This window comes from Methylobacterium sp. 1A (assembly GCF_058072805.1).
Window position 1 is genome coordinate 1,494,979 of the sequence record NZ_JBYQVE010000002.1, and the last position, 21,002, is coordinate 1,515,980.

General features: G+C 65.7%; 27 protein-coding genes, 1 pseudogene and 1 other annotated feature. Of the genes and pseudogenes, 7 read left to right on the forward strand and 21 right to left on the reverse strand.

The window, feature by feature from the left end; genetic code table 11:
• Positions 1-392 precede the first annotated feature (392 nt).
• Positions 393-809, forward strand: a complete 417-nt coding sequence (locus tag ACX9MN_RS27055) for an ester cyclase (protein WP_056529496.1) — start codon at positions 393-395, stop codon at positions 807-809.
• A 361-nt stretch (positions 810-1,170) separates the two neighbouring features.
• Here ACX9MN_RS27055 and ACX9MN_RS27060 read toward each other — a convergent pair whose 3' ends face one another.
• Together ACX9MN_RS27060 and ACX9MN_RS27065 are read right to left on the reverse strand one after the other, a co-directional pair.
• Complete coding sequence (locus ACX9MN_RS27060; RefSeq protein ID WP_489725948.1) at positions 1,171-1,899, reverse strand: phosphatase PAP2 family protein; 729 nt, start codon at positions 1,897-1,899, stop codon at positions 1,171-1,173.
• Between the two features lie 26 nt (positions 1,900-1,925).
• A complete protein-coding gene (locus ACX9MN_RS27065) occupies positions 1,926-3,200 on the reverse strand; it encodes an MFS transporter (RefSeq protein ID WP_489725949.1) in 1,275 nt (424 codons plus the stop codon).
• 131 nt (positions 3,201-3,331) lie between these two features.
• On the opposite strand from ACX9MN_RS27065, the pseudogene ACX9MN_RS27070 reads away from it, so the two are divergent.
• Positions 3,332-3,496, forward strand: a pseudogene (locus ACX9MN_RS27070) (DUF2852 domain-containing protein); the annotation flags it as partial.
• A 96-nt stretch (positions 3,497-3,592) separates the two neighbouring features.
• Here ACX9MN_RS27070 and ACX9MN_RS27075 read toward each other — a convergent pair.
• The 8 genes from ACX9MN_RS27075 to ACX9MN_RS27110 all read right to left on the reverse strand — a co-directional run bounded on the left by ACX9MN_RS27075 (position 3,593) and on the right by ACX9MN_RS27110 (position 8,770).
• Entirely contained in the window at positions 3,593-5,347 is a 1,755-nt protein-coding gene (locus ACX9MN_RS27075; RefSeq protein ID WP_489725950.1) for an HWE histidine kinase domain-containing protein, read from the reverse strand.
• A 581-nt stretch (positions 5,348-5,928) separates the two neighbouring features.
• Positions 5,929-6,327, reverse strand: a complete 399-nt coding sequence (locus tag ACX9MN_RS27080; RefSeq protein WP_489725951.1) for a restriction endonuclease subunit S — start codon at positions 6,325-6,327, stop codon at positions 5,929-5,931.
• A gap of 135 nt (positions 6,328-6,462) precedes the next feature.
• On the reverse strand, positions 6,463-6,801 hold the full coding sequence (locus tag ACX9MN_RS27085) for a hypothetical protein (protein WP_489725952.1): 339 nt from the start codon (positions 6,799-6,801) through the stop codon (positions 6,463-6,465).
• Positions 6,802-6,929: 128 nt separating this feature from the next.
• Positions 6,930-7,820, reverse strand: coding sequence for an ImmA/IrrE family metallo-endopeptidase (locus ACX9MN_RS27090; protein ID WP_489725953.1), 891 nt, complete (start codon positions 7,818-7,820; stop codon positions 6,930-6,932).
• 148 nt (positions 7,821-7,968) lie between these two features.
• Positions 7,969-8,151 carry a DUF3606 domain-containing protein gene (locus tag ACX9MN_RS27095; protein ID WP_489725954.1) on the reverse strand — a complete coding sequence of 61 codons (183 nt, stop codon included), beginning with the start codon at positions 8,149-8,151 and terminating at the stop codon, positions 7,969-7,971.
• 16 nt (positions 8,152-8,167) lie between these two features.
• A complete protein-coding gene (locus ACX9MN_RS27100) occupies positions 8,168-8,437 on the reverse strand; it encodes a hypothetical protein (protein WP_489725955.1) in 270 nt (89 codons plus the stop codon).
• Positions 8,434-8,631, reverse strand: coding sequence for a hypothetical protein (locus tag ACX9MN_RS27105; RefSeq protein ID WP_489725956.1), 198 nt, complete (start codon positions 8,629-8,631; stop codon positions 8,434-8,436). The genes ACX9MN_RS27100 and ACX9MN_RS27105 overlap by 4 nt, the downstream gene beginning before the upstream one ends.
• On the reverse strand, positions 8,624-8,770 hold the full coding sequence (locus tag ACX9MN_RS27110; protein ID WP_489725957.1) for a hypothetical protein: 147 nt from the start codon (positions 8,768-8,770) through the stop codon (positions 8,624-8,626). The genes ACX9MN_RS27105 and ACX9MN_RS27110 overlap by 8 nt, the downstream gene beginning before the upstream one ends.
• Before the next feature lie 294 nt (positions 8,771-9,064).
• Here ACX9MN_RS27110 and ACX9MN_RS27115 point away from each other — a divergent pair.
• Both ACX9MN_RS27115 and ACX9MN_RS27120 read left to right on the forward strand, forming a co-directional pair.
• A protein-coding gene (locus tag ACX9MN_RS27115) for an IS3 family transposase (RefSeq protein ID WP_091713013.1) occupies positions 9,065-10,293 on the forward strand; the annotation gives its coding sequence in 2 pieces (ribosomal slippage) (positions 9,065-9,353 and positions 9,353-10,293; 1,230 coding nt in all).
• Positions 9,346-9,462, forward strand: a sequence feature (AL1L pseudoknot). It overlaps the preceding gene by 117 nt.
• A 293-nt stretch (positions 10,294-10,586) precedes the next feature.
• Positions 10,587-10,769, forward strand: coding sequence for a hypothetical protein (locus ACX9MN_RS27120; protein WP_489725958.1), 183 nt, complete (start codon positions 10,587-10,589; stop codon positions 10,767-10,769).
• Positions 10,770-11,085: 316 nt separating this feature from the next.
• Here the strand turns inward: ACX9MN_RS27120 and ACX9MN_RS27125 are convergent, their stop codons facing one another.
• Positions 11,086-11,295, reverse strand: a complete 210-nt coding sequence (locus ACX9MN_RS27125; RefSeq protein ID WP_489725959.1) for a helix-turn-helix transcriptional regulator — start codon at positions 11,293-11,295, stop codon at positions 11,086-11,088.
• A 466-nt stretch (positions 11,296-11,761) separates the two neighbouring features.
• Here ACX9MN_RS27125 and ACX9MN_RS27130 point away from each other — a divergent pair, with 466 nt between their 5' ends.
• On the forward strand, positions 11,762-13,450 hold the full coding sequence (locus ACX9MN_RS27130; protein WP_489725960.1) for a tyrosine-type recombinase/integrase: 1,689 nt from the start codon (positions 11,762-11,764) through the stop codon (positions 13,448-13,450).
• 276 nt (positions 13,451-13,726) lie between these two features.
• On the opposite strand, the gene ACX9MN_RS27135 is transcribed toward ACX9MN_RS27130, so the two are convergent.
• The 5 genes from ACX9MN_RS27135 to ACX9MN_RS27155 all read right to left on the reverse strand — a co-directional run bounded on the left by ACX9MN_RS27135 (position 13,727) and on the right by ACX9MN_RS27155 (position 16,521).
• Positions 13,727-14,323: a lysozyme inhibitor LprI family protein gene (locus ACX9MN_RS27135; RefSeq protein ID WP_489725961.1), complete on the reverse strand. Its 597-nt coding sequence runs from the start codon at positions 14,321-14,323 to the stop codon at positions 13,727-13,729.
• Positions 14,324-14,475: 152 nt separating this feature from the next.
• Positions 14,476-14,982 carry a hypothetical protein gene (locus ACX9MN_RS27140; protein WP_489725962.1) on the reverse strand — a complete coding sequence of 169 codons (507 nt, stop codon included), beginning with the start codon at positions 14,980-14,982 and terminating at the stop codon, positions 14,476-14,478.
• A 223-nt stretch (positions 14,983-15,205) separates the two neighbouring features.
• Positions 15,206-15,352, reverse strand: coding sequence for a hypothetical protein (locus tag ACX9MN_RS27145; protein WP_489725963.1), 147 nt, complete (start codon positions 15,350-15,352; stop codon positions 15,206-15,208).
• The gene (locus tag ACX9MN_RS27150; RefSeq protein WP_489725964.1) at positions 15,349-15,561 is read right to left on the reverse strand and encodes a hypothetical protein; all 213 of its coding nucleotides are present in this window, start codon (positions 15,559-15,561) and stop codon (positions 15,349-15,351) included. Before ACX9MN_RS27150 ends, ACX9MN_RS27145 begins: the two co-directional genes overlap by 4 nt.
• A 78-nt stretch (positions 15,562-15,639) precedes the next feature.
• Positions 15,640-16,521, reverse strand: a complete 882-nt coding sequence (locus ACX9MN_RS27155) for a nucleotide-binding protein (protein ID WP_489725965.1) — start codon at positions 16,519-16,521, stop codon at positions 15,640-15,642.
• Positions 16,522-16,607: 86 nt separating this feature from the next.
• Here ACX9MN_RS27155 and ACX9MN_RS27160 point away from each other — a divergent pair, with 86 nt between their 5' ends.
• Positions 16,608-16,787, forward strand: a complete 180-nt coding sequence (locus ACX9MN_RS27160) for a hypothetical protein (protein ID WP_489725966.1) — start codon at positions 16,608-16,610, stop codon at positions 16,785-16,787.
• Position 16,788: 1 nt separating this feature from the next.
• Here ACX9MN_RS27160 and ACX9MN_RS27165 read toward each other — a convergent pair whose 3' ends face one another.
• Entirely contained in the window at positions 16,789-16,920 is a 132-nt protein-coding gene (locus tag ACX9MN_RS27165) for a hypothetical protein (RefSeq protein ID WP_489725967.1), read from the reverse strand.
• A 226-nt stretch (positions 16,921-17,146) separates the two neighbouring features.
• Between ACX9MN_RS27165 and ACX9MN_RS27170 the strand changes: the two genes are divergently transcribed.
• A complete protein-coding gene (locus tag ACX9MN_RS27170; RefSeq protein WP_489725968.1) occupies positions 17,147-17,431 on the forward strand; it encodes a hypothetical protein in 285 nt (94 codons plus the stop codon).
• A gap of 54 nt (positions 17,432-17,485) precedes the next feature.
• On the opposite strand, the gene ACX9MN_RS27175 is transcribed toward ACX9MN_RS27170, so the two are convergent.
• The 4 genes from ACX9MN_RS27175 to ACX9MN_RS27190 form a co-directional block, all read right to left on the reverse strand.
• Entirely contained in the window at positions 17,486-18,166 is a 681-nt protein-coding gene (locus ACX9MN_RS27175; protein ID WP_489725969.1) for a haloacid dehalogenase type II, read from the reverse strand.
• Positions 18,167-18,192: 26 nt separating this feature from the next.
• Positions 18,193-18,960 (reverse strand): SDR family oxidoreductase, encoded by a 768-nt coding sequence (locus tag ACX9MN_RS27180; RefSeq protein WP_489725970.1) that lies wholly within the window; start codon positions 18,958-18,960, stop codon positions 18,193-18,195.
• Between the two features lie 26 nt (positions 18,961-18,986).
• A complete protein-coding gene (locus tag ACX9MN_RS27185) occupies positions 18,987-19,958 on the reverse strand; it encodes a zinc-binding alcohol dehydrogenase family protein (RefSeq protein WP_489725971.1) in 972 nt (323 codons plus the stop codon).
• 81 nt (positions 19,959-20,039) lie between these two features.
• On the reverse strand, positions 20,040-20,891 hold the full coding sequence (locus ACX9MN_RS27190; RefSeq protein WP_489725972.1) for an alpha/beta fold hydrolase: 852 nt from the start codon (positions 20,889-20,891) through the stop codon (positions 20,040-20,042).
• Between the last annotated feature and the right edge of the window lie 111 nt (positions 20,892-21,002).

Genomic DNA, 21,002 nt, shown 5'->3' on the forward strand with positions numbered 1-21,002 from the left:
TTTGTCTTGACGCGCTCTTTTACGCCGAACCGGTATCCACTTCGGCGGAGAGCGCTCGAGCGCTCGTCCGGGGGACGGCCGAAGTCGGGACGCCGCCTTCGAGAAGCCGGGCCGCACGCCTCGGCACGTCCGACCCACCGCCTCCCCCGGCTTCACACGAGAACGGTCACAGACATGGCTCGACCTCGAAGCGTCTTGCCCCAACCCGCTCCCGCACGGGAGCGGGGGGCATGGCGCGGCTGCCTCGAACGAGGCGCCTTCCTGATCGTCGCGATACAGTCGGAAGCGGCGCCAGCCGCATGACGGTCCGCGCAGACCCTCGCAGAGGGTGCTTGCGCGGACGGCGTCCGCTACAATCGGCGCTTCCGGCAATGGAAAAGGGCGATCCAGGCATGGGCGACATCACGACGGTAGCAAAGGCCTTCTTCGATGCCTGCGAGACCGGCGGAGGCTGGGAGGCGTGCGCGCGCTACTGTGCCCCGCATGCGACCTTCTCCGCCCAGGCCGATGCCCTGGCCGGCGTGACCTCCCTGCGGGACTACACGGAGTGGATGAAGGGGCTCCTGACCTTCATCCCCGACGGTCGGTACGAGGTGCGTTCCTTCGCGACGGACGAGGAGCGCCGGAACGTGACGGCCTACGGGGTCTTCCACGGGACCCACACTGGCGAGGGCGGACCCTGCCCGCCCACGGGCAAATCCACGTCGACCGACTACGTGTATGTCATGCAGTTCGAGGGGGACCGCATCATCGGATTGACGAAGATCTGGAACGACGCCCGGGCCGTGAGAGAGCTCGGCTGGGCTTAGCCATCGCAGCGGCGAGCCTCGTCTTCCGCCGAACAGCGTGACGAGGCCGCCCGACAGATGCGCATCGCGCGGACGAGCTTCCCTGGCCTGCCGCTTCTCGCAGGTCTCCGTGACGGCACGACCGGCGACCTTGACCATGAAGTACCCATCAGCGGCCTTCTCCTCGGTGACGTGAGACATGCCGGCGGTCTCCTGTCGTTCGGGGCTCGGATGTCGGGCGGCCCATCTCCGGGGCTGGGTCGGGTGCCGGCAAGGGCCCGTGCGCGGGTGCCCAGCATTGCCTGGGATCGCGGTCAGACAGGCGGGTTCGCCCCGCAAACCCGCCTCCCGCCTTCGTGATCCTGCGTCAGGAGCCTTCGCCTCACCGACCGGAGGCGCCGCCCTGGGCCGCGACTTCAGAAGCCGCCCGGGCGAGATCGCGTTCGAAGCGCGGGTCGTGGAACAGCGCCTCGGCGATGACGGCCGCGGCGATTTTGCCGGCTTCGAGGTCGGACGGGAAATGGGTGCCGGCGATCACGCGGTTCTCCCCGTAGGTCTCGGCGAACGCGAACAGCGCCTGGCGCTTCTCGGGCACGAGGCGCGACAGCACCGTGGCCGCGAGATACCCGAACGTGGCGTGGCCGCTCGGGTAGGACGTGCTGTCGGAGCGATGTCCGAACGTGGCGAGGTCCGGCTTCACCGTGTAGGGCCGCGGCCGCGCGATGGCGGCCTTCGCCGCCAGCACGGCGAGTTCCCCGTCCTGGAACACACTCTCGATCAGCGCCGCGGTGTCCGGCATCGTCTCCGCCGTGAAGGCTGGGCCGAGCACACCGGTGAAGCGGTCGAGGGTGCACGGCAGGTTCGCGGTGATGCGCCGCTCGTCGTCGGGCGTGCGGGCGCGGACCGCGGCCTCCACGGTCTGCATGTCCGCCTTGGCCGATTCCGAGCCGGCTTCGGGCGGGGGCGGCAGGACGCGCTGCAGCGCCATCGCCGCCGGGTCGACGTAGGTGCTGTGGAGCGTCGCGGCGGTGACGGGCAGGGCAAGGGAGAGGAGCACGGCCAGCGTCGCGGTGAGCCGCCGGCCGCCCCGGCCGGAAATCCGATCTTTCACCACCCCTCCTCAAGCCGTGCCAGGTCTCACCGCTCGCAGCCACGCCGCCGGGCCGCCCCGAGGCTTCTCCGGGGCTTCTCCGGGATTGTCTCGGGCAGCAGCGTCACGAGCACCCCGAGCGCGACCGCCGCGACGGCGGCGCACGCGAGATAGGCGGCATCGAACCCCGCCTGCTGGACCAAGGTTCCGGCGATCACGAACGACAGCGAAGCGCCGGCGCCCTGCACGGTCCCGATCAGGCCGTGGGCGGCGTTGTAGCGGCCGGTTCCTCGGGTGATGTCGGCTATGACCAGCGGCTTCACCGCGCTGAGCAGGCCGGCACCGACGCCGTCGAGGCACTGGACCGCGATCAGCCAGTACGGGTCGCGCCAGACGAGATAGAGCAAGGCGCGCACGGGCAGCGCGGCGAAGCCGATCACGAGCAAGGGCTTGCGGCCCCAGCGCTCGGCCCGGCGGCCGACGATGAGCCCCATCGGCACCATCACCCCCTGCGCGCCGACGATGCAGACGGAGACGATGACGGACGACCAGTCCGGGCGCGCCTGCCCGATCTCCTGGGCGACGAGGGTCAGCAGCGGCGCGTTGGCGAAATGGAAAAGCCCTACGCAGGCCGCGAAGACCATGAGCGGCCGGCAGGTCAGCAGGGTCCGCCACCGGGCCGGGGCTTGCTCCCCCTCGCCGCCGCCGCGGGCCCGGCGCGCGTCGATGGCATCGCGCGGGATGGAGTAGAGTGCCGCGGCCGAGACGATGGCGCAGGCCGGGACCAGGAGGAACACCGCGCGGTCCGGGAACAGCCAGCCGACGAGCCCGATCAGCACGGCGATGGCGACGTTCCCGGTCCGCTCCAGGGCGGCGTTGCGGCCGAAGCGCCCGGCGATCCGGTCGGCAGGGAAGAGGCCGAGCGTGAGCGTCGCGATGGCCGGGCTCAGCATGCCCCCGACGGCGGCCAGCACGCAGGAGGCCGCGAGCACGGGCCAGAAGTACGGGAAGAGCGCGACGAGGAGCGTGGCCAGCGAGAGCGCGACCAGGGCGCCGAGCAGGATCACGCGCTTGTCGCGCACCGCGTCGATGGCGGTCCCGATGGGCGTCTGCACCACGATGCCGACGATGCCCGACACCGTGCTGACCAGCCCGACCGAGGCATCATTCCAACCGCGGTGCACGTAGAGGTAGACGTTGAGGTAGGGCTTGATCGCCCCGTTCACGTCGATGAGCAGGAGGTTGAGGAGGTCCAGGGACCTGGAGACGGATGGCCGTCGCGAAGCGGGCGGCCGCTCCCCCTCGCCGATGTCCTGCTCCATGCGGTCCGCTCCCCTTTCAGCCAACCTAGAGCGGCGCGGCACCGAACCGAGGTGACCCCGCCCCGAATGAGCGTGACCGCCGGTAGAGGCGCTCCGGCCCGGCGACCGCGGCGCCGACCCGCCATCGTTCACCCCGCCTTCGGGCCAGCGGCACCACCGCCTTCGACGCGTGGCGCGACGGCGAGATCCGCCGCATCGAGGCACCGCGCCGCGAACGTGAAACCCGTCTCCGTGAGTCCGAGGGCTTCCTCGGCAAGCTGAGGCGCGCCGAGGGTCGCGCGACCTTCGCGCGTTTCGTGGCGGAACATCCCACCGGGCCAGGAGCCGCGCCCGACATCGCCCCAACCACCGGTAACCCTGACCACCGACCCGTCAAGCACCGGCTCGCGGGCTCAAGCCGGGAAGGCGCGCAGGAGATCCTCCGCCCCGTAGGGCTTCTTCACCACCGGCACGGCGGCGAGGTCTTCCGGAATGCGGAAGCCGTCGCCGTAGCCGGTGGCGAACGCGTAGGGGATGCCCAGTTCGAACAGCCTGCGCGCGACGGCGATGCTGGTCTCGGAGCCCAGGTTGACGTCGAGCAGGGCCCGGGCCGGCGGCGCCGCGTCGATCAGCCGGAGCGCCTCGCGCGTCGACGACGCCATGTCCACGTTCGTGGCGCCGAGCGACGTGAGCAACTCCTCGGCCTCCAGGGCGATGATCATGTTGTCCTCGACGACCAGCACGGACCCCGCGAGACCGCGCAGCGCCTCGGCGTGAACCGCCCTGACAGCCTTCGGCGCGGCGCGTGAGGCGTTCTGGACGAAGGCCGGGGGGATGGTGAAGCGCGCCTCGACGCCCGCCAGTTCGTAGCGCACCTCCGCCTCGCCCTTGAGCTCGTACGGGATCGACCGCTCGATGATGGTCGTGCCGAAGCCGCGCCGGGTGGGCGCCCGCACGGCCGGGCCGCCGGTCTCGCGCCATCGGATCACCAAGTGGTCGAGGGCGTCCCGCTCCCAGCGCAGGTCGACCCGCCCGAGGCTGTCGCAGAGCGCGCCGTACTTGGCCGAGTTCGTCATCATCTCGTGGACGACCAGGGCGACGGTCGAGAACGCCTGCGGCTCCAGCAGGACGTCGGCGCCGTCGAGCACGACCCGGCCGGCCTTGGGTCCGAGGTAGGCGCCGGCCTCCAGCATGACGAGGTCGCGCAGGGATCCCGGTCCCCAGTTGCTCGAGGTGATCTGGTCGTGCGCCCGGGCGAGCGCCTGGATGCGGTCGCCGACCGTGCTCGCGAAGGCGCTGTCCGCCCCGTCCGCCGGCCGGCTCTGGGTCACCACCCCGCGGATCAGGTTCAGGATGTTGCGGACCCGGTGGTTGAGCTCGGCGATGAGGAGTTCCTGACGCTCCTGCGCGACCTTGCGCTCCTTCTCGGCGGAGTCGGTGAGGCGCAGGATCACCTCGAGCAGGGTGATGCGCAGGGCCTCGGCGGTCCGCATCTCGACCTCGGCCCAGGGGAGCGAGCGCCCGTGCACGGTCTCGCGCCACGCCTCGAAGCTCTTGCGCGGGGTCAGGCGGACGCCGTTCGGCCCCGGGGTCGCGGGCTTCACCGGGTTGCCCGCCCAGGTCACGGTCCGCGAGACCTCGCGCCGGAAGTAGACCAGAAAATCCCGGGGCGTGCGCGACACCGGGATGGCGAGCATGCCGGCCGCCCGCTCGGTGAAGTCGCGGCCCGGTTCGTGGACGCGCCCGATCTCGTCGGTCGCGTAGGCCTTGCTCGCGGCCGTGCGGTTGAGGAAGCGCACCAGGCCGGCGAACTCCTCCGCGGTCGGGGTCGAGCCCTGGAGCGTGATCTCGCCGTTCACCCACAGGCCGATGCCGTCGCAGGGCAGGATCGCCGCCAGGTCGTCGAGGAAGTCGGAGAGGCTTTCCAGGTTGGTGCCGCCGGTGGCCAGCGCGCCCAGCAGGCGGTTGTGCAACTCGCGCGAACGGACCTCGCGCTCGGCGTCGGCCTGCCGCTCGCGGGCCTCCAGCAGCCAGGAGAACATCTGGCCGAACAGCTCGGCGCCGGTCCGGCGCTCGAGGGAGATGTGGCGCGGCTCGGTGTGGTGGCAGGCGAACAGGCCCCACAGGCGACCGTCGCGCAGGATGGACACGGACAGCGAGGCCGCCACGCCCATGTTGCGCAGGTATTCGAGGTGGATCGGCGAGACCGTCCGCAGGGTCGACAGCGACAGCTGGCATCAGTGAGACTGAGCCATGGTATATTGCCGTTCCACCAAGCGGCAACGGAGCGACTTGGGGTGTGCCCGCTCTCCATTTGCGCAACGTCGGTCAGACTTACCCAAGCCCCCCCCTTTTGGCAGTGCTGTTTTCGGGTTTCCAACAGCCAGCGCGGAGTGACCTGGGATGATGTCGCGACTTTTTCGCTTATTACGTGCTGGAGAAGGTGGACCTGCGGTACTGGCTAGTAGCGCTTCTGCATCGACAAAAACTTTGCCCTCCCTCGCCGCCAGATCAGCTTCTGAGGCGACTAGACGGCCTTCGCAGCCTGCCTTGAAGATCGACGCTCGATAAAGCCGGAGATTAGCCTCCGCACCCAGGAGAAGATCCGTACCAGCCCGCAACCGCGTAAGCCGATTTTCGATGTCCATCACCAATTCGTGCTGGACCTGTAATGGCGGGATGGGGACTTCAAGCGCCCGCACATGGGCTACATTAAGCCGCATCACCGCAGAGCCGAATATCGATTTCTCTATTGGCGCCTGGCATATGGAGAGCGAAGAAGCCAAGCAAGGAATTCTGGCAGGAAAATGTCCCGCTGCACGCGGATGCGCACCGCGGATTGATTGATGTTTCCGCCCTCTAATTCGGCGGGAACAATCGCAACTTTTCCGATGGTGCCAACGATTGAGAGAAGGATATCCCTCTGTTTCAGAGCTGACCGATCATAACGTGAGGCGATTTCCGCTGATGTTCGCAGCAGGTTCTGTACGTTGATGCGGTCGTCATGCATCTCGCTCGGACGGACGTACGGCACTCCGCCTTCTATGTTGGGGCCCGCCTGTAAAATCCCGTACACGATAGGAGCTTCAGGGTCGGTTACCTCGGACAGACGCCTTGTTGGCCAAACACCTTCGGAATCTTCAATCATGGACGTGGCACCCAAATAATCTCACCGCTCCTCCTGCATTGCATTTTTCTGCCGAACTCTGCCTCACCGCAGTCCGACCGGTGCATGACGTTCCTCCGGGGGCTCGATCCACGATAGTCGTGGACCCGGCGACGGCTATGCCGCGTCAAGCATGGTTGCGACGGACAATATGCGGGTCGACCGCGGCCTCAAGCCATCTAATCCGCTTTCAGGTGACGAAAGCTGAGTCAATCCCAGCTTCTCATGCGCCCCGGCGGGCGTCATATGGCGAATGGCTTCTTCGGAAAAGTCGAGCTCTCGAAGTGCCGCCCGCTGACGGTTCGTGATCATCAATGACACGGCAGGAGACGTTGCAGGCGCGGTGCCCGTCGCGTCCAGCTCGGCGGCGTCGGCGAGGCCGACACGGTCGAAGAACGCTTCCTCTGCCGTAGCCTGACTGAGGAGGAGCCGAAGGTTGTGGTCAGTTCCCGCCATTTGCGACCCTCATTGATCCGTCATCGACCTCAGGAGTGCGCCGGATCAGCGACGGGACGGCGGCACGGCCCGCTCCGACGAAGCTGCAGGCTATACCCGGCAGTGCTGTTCTGTAAGAGCCGGCTTGCCTATCGTCGCCCCGAGTGGAAGCGGTGACGCCAGCCCTCATTGAGCCTGCGCTCCTCCGCGCTCTCCTCCGGCGCAGCTTCCAGTTGCAGCAGTATCATCGCAAAGCCGTTCCGCTGAAGGTACACCTGCTCGCGGAGGTCCGGCGCGCGGAGGTCGCGCTTCACATCGATCCAGAGATCGGGACTGCACGCGGCGGTGTCGCTCGCTGTGCTCGGCCGATGTGGACTGCTGTGAAAGAGCGTGCCCGTCGGGACCGGGCTGCCGACCGCGCAGATGATGGCCGGAAAGGAGAGGCTCCGGTAGCACCGCTGCAACCTGCCGTTGCCCACCACGACGATGGCGATCCGCTCTGGATGGTATTGCACGTAGGCCCGAGCTGCCGTCTCCTTTCCGACCGCGAAGTCGCGCGCGAGCATAAGAACGTGCTGCAGGTCGGGCTTGCGAATGGCCGCCATGGCTTCCCGCAGCATGTGCGGAGGCATCAGAATGAGAGTGGCGAAGCGGTTGGCCTCGACCTCCCTGCATTGCCGCTGATCGCCCTCCTTCGCTGTGACGCGGAGCAAGTCAGAACTCTTGCACAGGAACCGGCCGGGCTGATCCGGGACGTGGTGCGCCATCAGGAAGTGGCCGAGCTCGTGCGCGATTGTGAAGCGGCGACGCGGTTCGCCCACGCGCTTGGCGAGGATGATGCCGTCAGACCGCTTCGCGTCGGTAACGAGGCCGCCCTCGAACTCGTCGTCGTCGAGGTCCTCGATCTGGAGGATGCCGAGCCGCGCGCACAGCTCTTGGACCGGCACGGGCACCTTAAGGTTCGGCTCGGCCTGAAGGATGCGTTTGACGAGCGCCTCCGGCGAGCCCGCGTCCCCAAGGTCCATCCTGCTGACCGACATCCGCGCAGCGCCCCTTCTCGTCCCAGAGCCGATCTATCAGGCGGCCCCACACCCCCGATCCCCAGACCGGACTGCGGGGGAGTGCGCGCGGCGGCCTCACCATCGACGTGCTCTCCCAACGAGTTGTCTCTCTGGAGCCTTCGCGCTCCTATCGCTTCTTGCCCAACTCCACGGCAATGTCTTTGGTCATTCGGCCCACCTTCCGATGCGCGGCCGTGAGTTGGTCCTGCGTCACGCCCCAGCGCTTCATCCAGAACTCGACAGCCTTGCGTTCCGACAAATCGAGGCGGTCCTTATCGATGAAGCCACGCTTGTCCTTGAGGCCGGCCATGGGGACTCCTGTCGGGTTAATGAAATGCGATCTGGGAAAAAGCTCGCGACGACCCTGGCGGGTATATGGGCGGCCGCTTGGCGACCTGGCGCGCCTCGCGCACCCGGGCGGCGGAGAACTCGGCCTCATAGGCCCGTGCGTTCTCCTCGAGCTGCGCCTGTTCTGCCGGCGAGTAGGCTGGCCCCGTCGCCATCTCCAGCAGCTCATCCAGCCCACGCCCCGCGGCGGCAGCGTCGAGGCCAGTCATCTCATCCAGTCCGCGGCCGTACAGGGGTGCTGCGTTCATACGCGCACCTCCTTGGCCAGCCTGCCGTCGACGAATGCGCCTGGGACGTCCTCGAACGAGGCCACTCGACCGGCGACGACGCCGTCGGCGGGGTACTTGATCTGGATGCTCGCCGCGTCACGGTCCAGGACGAAGCCGCAGCGCCAAGCAATGACCCTGGCGCGCCCCTCTGCATCCATGCGGATCTCAGACATGGCTCACCTCCGATAGCTCGCCGGTGGCCAGGGCAGCGTGCATGCCGGTGAAGTCGCCGTAGGGGTAGATCCCGCCGCAGCTCTCGTTGGTGGCCAGGTCGCGGGCGATCATGCCGTCGACGCAGAACGACAGGCGCATTCCGTGAGCGCTAAGCGCCAGGCGCAGTCGGCCGCGTGCGTCGATGACATCGCCGCGTTGGGGAAGGGGTGCGTCCCGCCAGGAGCCAGGGCCGATAGCCAGGGTGCTGAGGGTCGGGGTGGGAAGGGTGCTCTGGTGGGTCATGATGGCGCTCCAATGGGTGGCCGACCTGGCACACGCTGGAAACCGGTGAGGTACCGGCGGCCGTGTGGCCCGCGTGCCAGGTCTTGCCATTGAAGGGCTGTGAATCGCCCCGGGATTTTCGGAGGCTCCAACTCTTGAGAGACTGGAGCCATGACGAAGCATACCCCACCCTTTTCCCCTGAGGTTCGCGAGCGGGCAGTCCGGCTGGCCCGGGAGCATGAGAGCGAGCACGGTTCGCAATGGGCCGCGATCCAGTCGATCGCGGCCAAAATCGGTTGCTCTGGCGAAACGCTGCGCAAGTGGGTCCGTCAGGCCGAGCGCGACCGGGGCGTGCGGGCCGGACCGACGACGGATGAGCGCGAGCGGATCAAGGCGCTGGAGCGGGAGAACCGCGAGCTCCGGCAGGCCAACGAGATCCTCAGGAAGGCGAGCGCGTATTTTGCCCAGGCGGAGCTCGACCGCCGGTTCCGGTCATGATCGCCTTCATCGACGATCATCGTGCGCTCTACGGGGTCGAGCCGATCTGCAAGGTTCTGCCGATCGCCCCGTCGACGTACCACGCCCATGCCGCGCGACGAGCCGATCCCGGGAGGCTGTCGGCTCGAGCCAAGCGGGACGCGGCACTCATGGTCGAGATCCGGCGCGTGTACGAGGCAAACTTCCGGGTCTACGGCGTGCGCAAGGTCTGGCGGCAGCTCGCCCGCGAAGGGATCATTGTGGCGCGCTGCACGGTGGTCCGGCTGATGCGAACGATGGGCTTGGCTGGCGTCGTCCGGGGGCGGAGGGTTCGCACCACCGTTCCCGATCCGGCGGCGGCCTGCCCGCTCGACCGGGTCAATCGACAGTTCAGGGCCGAATGCCCGAACCGGCTATGGGTGGCGGATTTTACCTACATCGCCACCTGGGGCGGCTTCGTCTATGCGGCCTTCGTGATCGACGTCTTCGCCCGCCGGATCGTGGGCTGGCGTGTGTCGCGCTCGGCCCGGGCCGACTTCGTGCTCGATGCCTTGGAGCAGGCCCTGCACGAGCGCCGCCCCTTCGCCGGCAGCGGCCTCGTCTGTCACTCGGATCGCGGATCGCAATATGTGAGCATCCGCTACACCGAGCGCTTGGCCGAGGCGGGCGTCGAACCCTCCGTCGGCAGTGTTGGCGACTCGTACGATAACGCTCTCGCCGAGACGGTGATCGGCCTGTTCAAGGCGGAGGTCATCCATCGACGCGGGCCGTGGCGGTCCTTTGAGGCGGTCGAGTACGCCACGCTGGAATGGGTGGACTGGTTCAACCACCGTCGGCTGCTCGAACCAATCGGCCACATCCCTCCCGCCGAGGCGGAGGCACGCTATTATGCCCAGGCCGAGGTCCAAGCCTTGGCCGCCTGAGCCAAACCAAACGGCCTCCGGAAAACCCGGGGCGATTCAGCTGCCCCCTCAGTACCGGTTTCCAGGCCGGGTCAGCTCTTGCCGACGCACACATTGTATGCGGTCAGGATAGACGAACCAAACTATATCGAGTGAAACTCCGTGGGTTCGCATGATCTGAAATGAGCAATCGGCGGTAATTGACAGCCTGCTTGCTCCGATTTGCACGCGAAATTCTCCGACAAGCGGTATCAAAGGTTTGGGCGTGACCGCATACAATGTGTGCAATAAGCCAAAGGAGGCGCCCAACACCCATGACGAACGACACGCAGACCGCACCACGAGACACGGCGCTATCCGTGCGAGTGCCGGCTGGACTGGCTGAACGGATCGAGAAGCGGCGCCAAGCGCTTCAGCAAGCAGCTGGCCTGCCGGTCAGCAAGGCCACCGCCGTGATCGACCTGCTAACCACCGGGCTGGACCAACTGGAGAAGTAGAAGGCGCCGCATTGGCCACCACACTAGCCCTGCCCGACCTGGCCGGTCAGTTGCTCGCCACTAGACTTCGCCGGCATCTGAAAGGTGCTGCTGGCTTCCCTCGTCAAGCCAGAGGACAGGTTTCATGGAGCTACAGGTCGACGGATATGCCGCCACGGTGGAGCCTTGTGAGGGTGGTGGGCTGCGAGGCCAGGGCGACCTACCAGGCGGTCATGGGTGCGACGCCTATCGCTTTACCCCGGAGCAGCTGCAGGCCGAGCTGCGGACTAGCCTCTCGATTTTGCTGCAGGACCTGAACCGCAGTCGAGACTGAGCCTTATGCCCTCCGATCACGGTCCATGACTCGCTGCATGATGAACGCCTGTACCTCGTGTTCGAGCCACGCGACGGGCGAGTTCCGCGCGTCGCCGAGTCTGACCGGCTTGGGAAAAAGGCCACGGCTCATGCGGTCGTAGAGGCAGGCCCGCTTGAGGCCCACCATCGATTCGACCGTCGCCATGCGGATGAGACGGATGGAATGGGTCATGCTGGCTCCGAGACGATCTGTGATGAGCCGGGTTGTACGCTGCCATTGAGGACTGCCGCACCGTTCACGCGAAGCCACTCGGCGCCACGGATCACCGGCTCGGCTTCGCTGCCGATCACCTCAGACCACGAATCGTCCTGCGATTTCGCGTGGGTGCCTCGCTTCACCCAGCCCCAACGAATAAATGGTGGGCGTCGACCTCTCACGCGCCCTGACGTAGAGGGGATGGGCGATCTGCCTGCCGCAGGTCGCCTGCTGAGTGGGGGACTCGGTGGGGGATACGGTAGGCCAGAAAGCAAAAAGCCCTGCGAATGCAGGGCCTTAGCAGGGCAAATGGCGGAGACGGAGGGAGCCTCCGCCATCGCTCCGTAAGTCGTTGATGCCACAAGCAACATGCTGTTTCGCATAGCTTTTACCCATTTTCGAGCTACAAAATCAGCTACAAAATTGAGGCTCGGAGCAGGCAGTGGCAGGTAAGGTTCGGCACCTTCTACATGCACGCGGGCGCTACTCGGCGCGCCTCGCCGTGCCGGAAGCACTGCGCGGCATCGTGGGCAAGCGGGAACTCCTACAGCCCCTCGGCGCCGATCGGGTTGCCGCCCTGCGCAAGCTGCCGGGCGCCGTGGCCGAGATGCAAGCAGTCCTCGACGCCGCACGTGCGAGGGCGAGGGAGGGGGAGGCGACCCGCGCACCCGCGCGCCGCGGTCGCCCGCTCACAGCGCAGCAGATGGCGCGGCAGCACTACCTAACCCAGGTCAACTTCGATCAAGAGATCCGAGAGAGCAACGAGCTCGCAAGCCTAGGGCACATCGACGATATACGAGCCGCCGACCTCGAGCGCGCGATCTCCGGTGCGGCCACGAACGCCGAACTGGAAGTGCTTGTGGGCCGCATCCTCGCGAATTTCCGCGTCCGCGGGCACACAGACCTCACGCCGGCCTCGCCCGAGTTCAGGAAAGCGGCGATGGCGCTCGCCGTCGCGGAGCGGGAAGCCCTCGTGGTCTCGGCGGCCCGTGACGAAGGCGACTTCGCAGCGACGACCGCGCACCCTTTCTTGGCGGTGGAGCAACCCCTTCAACCGGCGCCAGTGTCGCCGCGCATTCTCGGACCGCTCAGCACGAAACCTGTGAGTGAGATCGTTCCCCTCATGATGGCGGAGAAGAAGGCGCAGGCTGCGACCGCCTACGAATACGGCGTCGCCGTCCGCATGTTCGAGGAACACCTGGGCGAGACCCGGCCGGTCTACACGATCACGCGGCGCGACGTGTTGTCTTACAAGGCGGCCCTTATGGACACGCCGGCCAACTACACGAAGCGGTTCCCCAATACGGCGTTGCCGGAGGCCATCAAGCGCAACAAGGCGAGAGCTATCCCCTTCCCCACGCTGAATGCCACGACCATCTACGACAAGTGGCTTGCTCGCATCCAGTCCGTCTTCAAGTGGTGCGTGAACAACGATGTGCTGCCGGACAACCCGGCGAGCGGAGTCAAGGTCGACCAGATCGCTGGGACTGCCGCACCCCGCGTGCCGTTCACGCCCGGCGACCTATCCAAGATCTTCGCGCCGCCCCTTTTCGAGAAGGGGGCACCTCTGGGCGAGCGGCAGTGGGCGACGTTGATCGCGCTACACACCGGCTTCCGAGCGAGCGAGATTGGGCAACTCCGGCTGGACAGCGTGCGTCACGAACGCGGTGTCCTCGCTTTTGCCGTAGAGGAGCAGGTCAAGACACGCGGGTCGGTGCGCCTGACGCCGGTTCACTCGACCCTGATCCGACTCGGCTTGGAGAACCGCATCGCGACGTTGCGGGCGGCCGGTGAGACGCATCTGTTCCCGGACTGGTATCGCAAGGCCACCGCTGTTCCGAAGTCAGGCGCCGGCCGCGCGCGAAACATCCCTTACTCGCAGGTGCTGCCGCGCTGGTTCAATCGGACCTATCTGCCCAGCGTCGGGATCAACGACGACCGAAAAGTCTTCCACTCGTTCCGTCACACGCTGAAGACGGCTCTGTCTCGGGCTGGTGTGCCGCGCTCGATCAGCGATGACATCACGGGCCACGACGACCAGACAGCTGGTGGCAAGTATGTGCATGAAACTTCAATTGAGGCCATGCGCGATGCCTTGGAGAAGATGCGTATCGATGGATTTAATATCTAGCGCAGGTATAGTTTGTGAGATTTGTGCAGGTCGCATGTAACTTATATAATGACCTGATAATGCGATTTGCGGGGAATAATTACAGAACTTTATAATAAATCGGCCCCGAGAGCTGCACGACGTGTATCGAAGTCCTAGAAATTTGACATGATCTTGGAGGCTGTGCCTTGGGTCTCCTTACTATTCCCGGATCCATCCTTGGGAGATCAGACACTCTCTACCCCGGCGATCGGTCGAGCGACGCTCCCGACCTTGGGAGCAGGCGCGTGCCTGCCCTTACTGCCTTGGATCGTAGCGACGGCGCAGCTCCGCAGTGCGGGAGAGGGTATGCCCCAACTCGCAGGCGACGATTGCCGGACCCAGCCCAGAACCATCACGCCATTCGCTGGATGTGAGATCATTGCAGTCGGCTTCGCGGAGGCGGAGCCAAGCCTGCTGCGCCCGCTTGAGGTTCCCGCGCCAGTCGTTCTTCGGGCGGCCGGGCGTTCCGCCTTCAGCTTCATCCTTGGCGATCGTCTTCAGGGCGAGGGCGTAGGCCTCGTTGAGCTTTTTATCGGCGATCTCGAGAGCGCGGCTGAGACAGGCGCCCTGACCTCTTATGAAGATGTTGCTGCACGCCAAGTCCAGCGTTTGCGCGCTTTCACCGTAAGATTTGGACAGCGCACCTTCCGCTTTCTCGCCTTGTTGGTTCAGGCACTTCATGACCTGATCGTCACTCATTTCGCCGCTGCATGGTTCGGATACCGGAGCATTCCCGACGTCAGCGGTAACGGCACCCGGCTGCGCATGAGCTCCGACCACCAAGCCGAGCGAAAGCATGCCGGCGCAAAACAAAATTCGCATCACCACGCACTTCAGACCGAAGATGAACACAGAACCTATTGGCGATGGATCGAAGATGATCCACTCGAGGCCTGCCTATCCGACTCAGGGTCAGATTGTTGGTGCGAGACGGCACGCAGCTCCGAGTCGCCGAAGGCGCCGTATCAGAGGCTCCCGGCTCGATCCATTTGGGAGACGCCCCGTCAGCGATACGGATCAGGCAGCAGACAGTAGCTACGGAAGTCGTTCTCGAAGGCCGCGTTATGATCGACGCCTTCCACCATGGCCGACGGTCCGATCGCGTAGTAGCGCTTCATGGGCGCAAATCCGCCGAAGCTATTGCGACCCGTGACCATCCCGCAGGCGACGTAGAAGCCGCCCTGTGCGAGCACCTCCAACTGGCTGCTGAAACGAGCGGACGAGGGTTCCAGTAGCGCGTTGCGCACGGCCGCCTCTCCCATCTGGCGCGCTGCCATCTTCGCAGCCTGCTTGACCTCGAACTCCGAGACGACTGGCGTCGCAGCGACGGCCTCTGGCACGGCTGGGTGTCGCTTCATGAACATGGGAGCGATGACCAGGCCGAGGCCGAACAGCGCGAAAGCTCCGCATGCCGTCGCATAGTTTTCGCGTCCGTCAGCGTGCGCCCGGATTGCATGGACTGTCCCGGAGATGAACAGCAAGAACCCTAATATTGCGAAGATGACAACCATCAGGCCTATCCAGACTGGATGGGGCCGACCCTAGATTGCGTCCGTTAGCGAGGCGTAACCGGCGTTTGAGGGGCCTGAATGTTGGTTAAACCGACCGTCACCATACTGGTCTTGGATCGCTACCAGCCAATTTTGGATAGCTTCTAGCGTTCCTTCTGAACGTCGCTGCGCGCCATCTCATCGAGCCGGAACTCGCGCACGAGCACGCCCATGGCGGGGGCCACTAGCACTCGACCTCTACACCCTTGGCACGCGCCTCGCAGATCGCTTCGGCCCGCTCCTCTGGGGTCATCAGCGCCAGCATCTCTCGGACGGCCTTGAGCGCGTCCAGGAGCTTGCCGTGCTCGAGGACGTCGTAGGGCTCGCTCAATGCAGCATCCCCCTTCGCTGGCCCTGTTGCTGCCCCAGTGCCCGCTTTAGCCGGACCACGCCCTGCTCGAAGTAGACGCACATGGAGACGCCCGCGGCGTCCGCCTGCTCCTTGTAGGCCTCGAGCTCGATCTCGGACAGATGCATGTTCGTCAGATCCTCGAACTCATAGAAGGCCCCGCACATCGCGAGGCTGTTTCGCAGCGTCACACATCACCCTTCAGGACACCTCCCAGAAGGGCGAACCCGCTACGCCCGCCCAGGCGCGAGCTCAATAGGGTCTGACGCCTACCTGTCCGGCACTGGGAATGTGTCGTTGTAGAGCTGCCACATGGCCAGCAGCAGGTCCTTCTGCTTCATCCGCCGCTTGGCCGCCTCGAGCCGGAACACCTCGAGTTGGTCCCGCGTGACCTTGAAGGACAGATCGAACCAGGGCTTGTCGTCGGCCGAGATCATAGTCTGGGGCGTCTGGCCCGGGGTGGGCACCAGGGCAGCGCTCAAGCGGTCTATGATCTCCTGGGCCAGTGCGTCGGCGCGCTCGTTCAGGCTCGGGTAGGCGCTCTCGTTGACAGCGCGCCCGTTGTTCTGCGCGAGCTGGTAGCCGGTCCTCGAGGGCAGGTCGTTCTGTGCCACCTGGTAGCCGGCCGCCTCGATAAAGCCCTTTGCGTCGGTGACGGAGGCCGCGCTGTCGAGGCTCTTGTTCAAGACGAACAGGATATCCTTGCGGTTGATGCCCCGGGTGAGGAGCTCGTGGGCGAACTTCACCTGCGGGCGCAGGTCGTCGAGCGACACGCTGGCTGGGACCAGGATTATGTCGCTCTCCCGGGCGATCTCCAGCGTGATGGCGTCGAAGCTGGGTTTCCCGTCGAAGACCATGAGATCGTATTGCGCTTCTTGGGTGAGCGCCTTCTTGACGTTCGGGAACGCCTCTGCCGGCACTTTGGGTCGCGCCTCCTGCTTAAGGCGCACGCCGGCCCACTCGACGCTGGCGAGCTGCCCGGTGTTAAAGTCAGCGATCTTCACGCGCCAGCCGACGCCGGCGTAGGCCGTGGCCATCAGCCTAGCGATCGTGGATTTCCCCACGCCTCCCTTCTGGGAGAGCACAGCGAGTGTCTTCACGGGCGAACTCGCGCTTGGGCGTATACGATCATGCTCGCAAAGGTCCCTCATAAGTTCACGGACGGTTAACCGCTACGGGAACGGCCCGTGAACTCGTAGCGGCCCGCGTGATATGGCGCAGCTTCAAGGAGAGGGCCATGTGGGAAGCGATCAGGGGTGTCTGGGACGCGCTGACGGAGGACATCCCGCTACCCGTCCTCGTGATCGGCGGCATCGTCCTGTTCGGCCTCATCGGCTGGTTCGGCTGGACGCTCGCCGTTATGGCCCTGGAGCAGGGCGACCCGCACAGATACGGGATGCCGAGGCCGAAGCCCTAGCTCACCGCTCGGTAAGCGCCTTCGGGATGGCCTGGTCGATCGCGCCCTGCATCTCGATGGAAGCCTTCATGGCGGCCGCGCCGAGCTGGTTGGGCGTTTTGCCCAGCTCCGACACCGGCAGGTTGGCACCCACTGGCACTTAGGAGAGGTCGGCCGGGCCGCGCGAGGCTCCGTCCCGTGACGTCGACGAACGGAGCGGCCTTCGGCAGCGGCGCCGCGGACTTGCCTTGCTTAAAACAGCGCCTCCTCGCCCATCAGCACCCCGTCCGGCTCGGCACGGCTGCTGGTGGACGCCCGAGCCGGTCCACGCCGGACTCTTCGGCCTGATGCCCAACTGCACGCGATCTGGCCCGGGCGCCGTGGTCGTCGCCTTCGCGCCCGAGGACGCCATCATCACCGCGCTCGACCGCACCGAGTTCCTGGTCGACCCGCGCCGGCTGGAGAACATCATGCTCGTGGCCGAGGTGCCGCCCCGTCGCCTAGCTGATGGCGAGGATCCTCTCCGGGCGTCCCAGCTCCTCGGCATCCCATCTGGCTACAGCTTCGAACACCTCGATGCGTGGCTCGCAGTTGGCCTCCACGTTAGCGGGCTGGCTTCGTGTAGGAGCGCGCGTATGCGACAGATGGAGAAGTTCGCAGCCTGAGGTGCTCTCTACGGCTGTTGCCGACCCATCTCTGAAGCCCACTCGCCACCGTGTTCACCGGAGTAGCGCGTCGAGGCTATCGATGACCTGCGCGGGAGCGAGGTCGGGATACTCGTCTGGCTGACCCGTGCGGTTCACCCACACCGGCGTGAAGCCATAGGCGGCCGCTCCGGCGACGTCCCAGCGATTTGAAGACACGAACACGATCTCGCTGATACCGGCTCCAAGCCGCTCGGGCGCGAGGTCGTAGGCGCGAGAGCTGGTCTTGAAGACCCCGGCGGGATCGACCGACAACACCGCGTCAAGGTGATCGTAAAGCACCGCGCTCCTGACCGCCATGTCGAGCATCGCCGTGTCGCCGTTGGACAGGATCGCTGTCTTCAGGCCGAGCGCCCGGAGTGCGTCGAGGGTCGCAGTCACTTCTGGGTAGGGGTCCAACCTTCGGTAGGCTTCTAGAAGCGCTGGCCTTAATGCTGGGTCGACGTTCGGATGACGGGCCAACGCGTATTCGAGTGCCCGCTCCGTTAGCGTCCAGAACGCCGTATACCGGTCGCACAGTGAGAGCACCCAGGAATATTCGAGTTGCTTCTGACGCCAAGTGTCCGACAACGACTTCGTGTCGGGGCCGACCGAGCCGGCATGCCGCTGCACGGCGGAATGGACATCGAGCAAGGTGCCGTAGGCATCGAAGACGACGGCGCGGGCGCCGATCAGGACATCAGGCGTGGACATCATGGCCTCCTGGAAGAGTGGGAGTGAACTCAGACCGACCTGACCTCTCCGCCGTCTATCCGGAGCACGGTCCCGGTCATCCAATGCGCCGCCGGAGAGACGGCGAACGCCACCACATCCGCGATCTCCTCCGCTGTCCCGAAGCGGGCGATCCCGGCCTGTTTCAAGAAGCTCTGCTTCGCGTCCTCGATGTGGACCGCCTTCCCGGCGGCTCTCTCGAGCATCGCCGTGCGGCGGTCGGTCATGATCGCGCCGGGCGACACGCTATTGACCTGCACGTCATCCACGATGCCGCGTTCCGCGAACGCCTTGGCCAAGGCCTCTATGCACGCGTTGATCGCGCCTACAGCCGCTGCGGCTGCCTTCGGGGTCACGGCGGCGTTGCCCGACATGAACACGACCGCGCCCCGGGACTCCTTCAGGGCATCCCACGCCTGAATGGTGAGGCGCCGAGCTCCGTGCAGCTTGAGTTCCAGGCCCGCATGCCACTGCTCGTCCGTCATCTGGAAGACGTCCAGTCCGGGAACCGCACCGGCGATGTTGACCAGCGCGTCGATGCGCCCGAACGCGGACAGCGTCTGCTGGACGACCGTCGGAGCCGCGGTGGGCTCCGCGAGATCGAGGTCGATCACTAGGGCTTCAGACCCGACCTCCCGGACGGCGGAAGCCGTCTCTTCCAGCTTGGCGCGGTTGCGCGCCACGAGCACAAGCGCCGAGAAGTCCCGGGCCAGGCGCACCGCCGTGGCTCGGCCGATGCCCTGGCTAGCCCCGGTCACGATGGCGACCGTCTTCGTCATCTCGATCTCCTCCGATCTGAACGGGCTCAGTGCACGACGACCATCTTGCCGCCGGCCGCGTTCGCTTCCATCAGGCGGTGCGCCTCACGAACCTCGTCGAAGCCGAAGATGCGCGCGGGCTTCACGTCGAGCCGCCCTGCGGCTGCGTCCTGAGCGATCCGCCCAAGCGGGACGTCGGCAAGCGGAAAGCCCGGCGTGCCAAACACGAAGCTGCCGAAGAAGGTTAGGTAGACGCCGCTCGACATCTGCAGCAGCGGGTTGAAGTCTGGGATCGGGTCGAGGCCACCCAGCCAGCCGGCGAGGCACGAACGACCGCCCCGGCGGAGCATCGCGAGCGAGTCCAGGACCACGCTGTTGCCGACGAGATCCAGAACCGCGTCGATCTGCTTCGCGTCGGCGATGTGCTTCGACAGGTCCGGCCGCTCGATCTCGCAGCGCTCGGCACCCAGCGCCTTCAGCTTGGCGAACCGCTCGGGGTTGCGCGTCGTGGCGACGACGCGGGCGCCGGCGTTCACCGCCATCTTCAGGGCTGCCTGCCCGAATGACGAGGTCGCCCCGCGGATCACCAGAAGCTGGTCCTTCTGGATCTCGAGGTTGCGAAACAGGCAGGTCCAGGCGGTGGCGTAGGTCTCCGGGATGGCCGCGAGCTCAGCCCAGGGGAGGTCCGCCTCGATCAGTGCGACGTTGCCGACTGGGGCACGGGTGAATTGGGCGTAGCTCCCGTTGATGGTGCGCCCAAGGCCGCCCATCAACGCCGCCACCTTGGCGCCGACCCGAAATTCGCCGCCGGGACACGACTTGACGATACCGACGCACTCGATGCCCGAAACTGGCGCTGCCTCGGCCCATTCGCCTCGGCGCATGTGCACTTCGGCATGGTTGATGCCGAAGGCCTTAATCTCAATGACGACGTGCCCGGCCAGCGGTTCGGGTTCGGCGATGTCCCTGTAGGTCAAGACATCGAGGCCTCCGAAGCCGTCCAGAACGATGGCGCGCATGGCAATGGTCTTCTGTGCTGGCGCCGGCAGGGCGCAGGATCGAGGGGCGGGACGCGGGTCGACCGGATTCCGGCTCAAGTCTCAGACAAGGAAGGCCCGGATTGCGGCACCGATCTCGGCCGCGTGGGTCTCGAGCGCGAAGTGGCCGGTCTCGAAGAAGGTCACCTGCGCGTCCGGGATGTCCCGCCGGAAGGCTTCTGCTCCCGCCGGTAGGAAGAACGGATCGTTGCGGCCCCACACAGCCAGAAAGCGCGGTTTATGGGCACGGAAGTAGGCTTGGAAAGCCGGATAGAGGGCAACGTTGCTCTTGTAGTCGCCGAACAGATCAAGCTGAACCTCGTCAGCTCCGAGGCGGCTCAGATAATGATTGTCGAGTGAGTATCCATCCGGCGAAACGAGGGTGGGGTCAAGAACGCCGTGGGTGTATTGCCAGATCGTCGTCTCCGGCTTCAAGAAAGCGCGAAGGGCCTCTCTGTTGGACTGAGATGCATCCTGCCAATAGGCGCGGATGGGGTTCCAGCCCTCACTCAGTCCCTCTTCGTAGGCGTTGCCGTTCTGAGAGACGATGCCGGTGATCCGCTCCGGATGTTTCGCGGCAATGCGGAAGCCCGTCGGCGCACCGTAGTCGAAGACGTAGATGGCAAACCGGTCGAAGCCGATCACCTCGGTGAAGCGGTCGATCACGGAAGCGACGTTGTCGAAGCTGTAAGTGAAGCGATCCCGCGCTGGCATGTCGGACAGACCAAAGCCGGGCAGATCCGGTGCCAAGAGATGGAAATGGTCGCTCAGCAGCGGGATCAGGTCGCGGAACATGTGCCCCGCACTCGGAAAACCGTGGAGTAGAAGCAGCTTAGGAGCATTAGGAGAGCCGGCTTCTCGATAGGCAATCCTGAAGCCATCGACGTCGACCGAGCGGTAGTGGATCCCAGACATAGCGTTCCTCCTGGCGTAACCTCCTAAATGGGATGAGGTGGTTATCTGCCCCATCATATAACCTGTCAACTGGTGTTAATGTGGTTATTTGAACGAAGGCCGGCGTTTGCG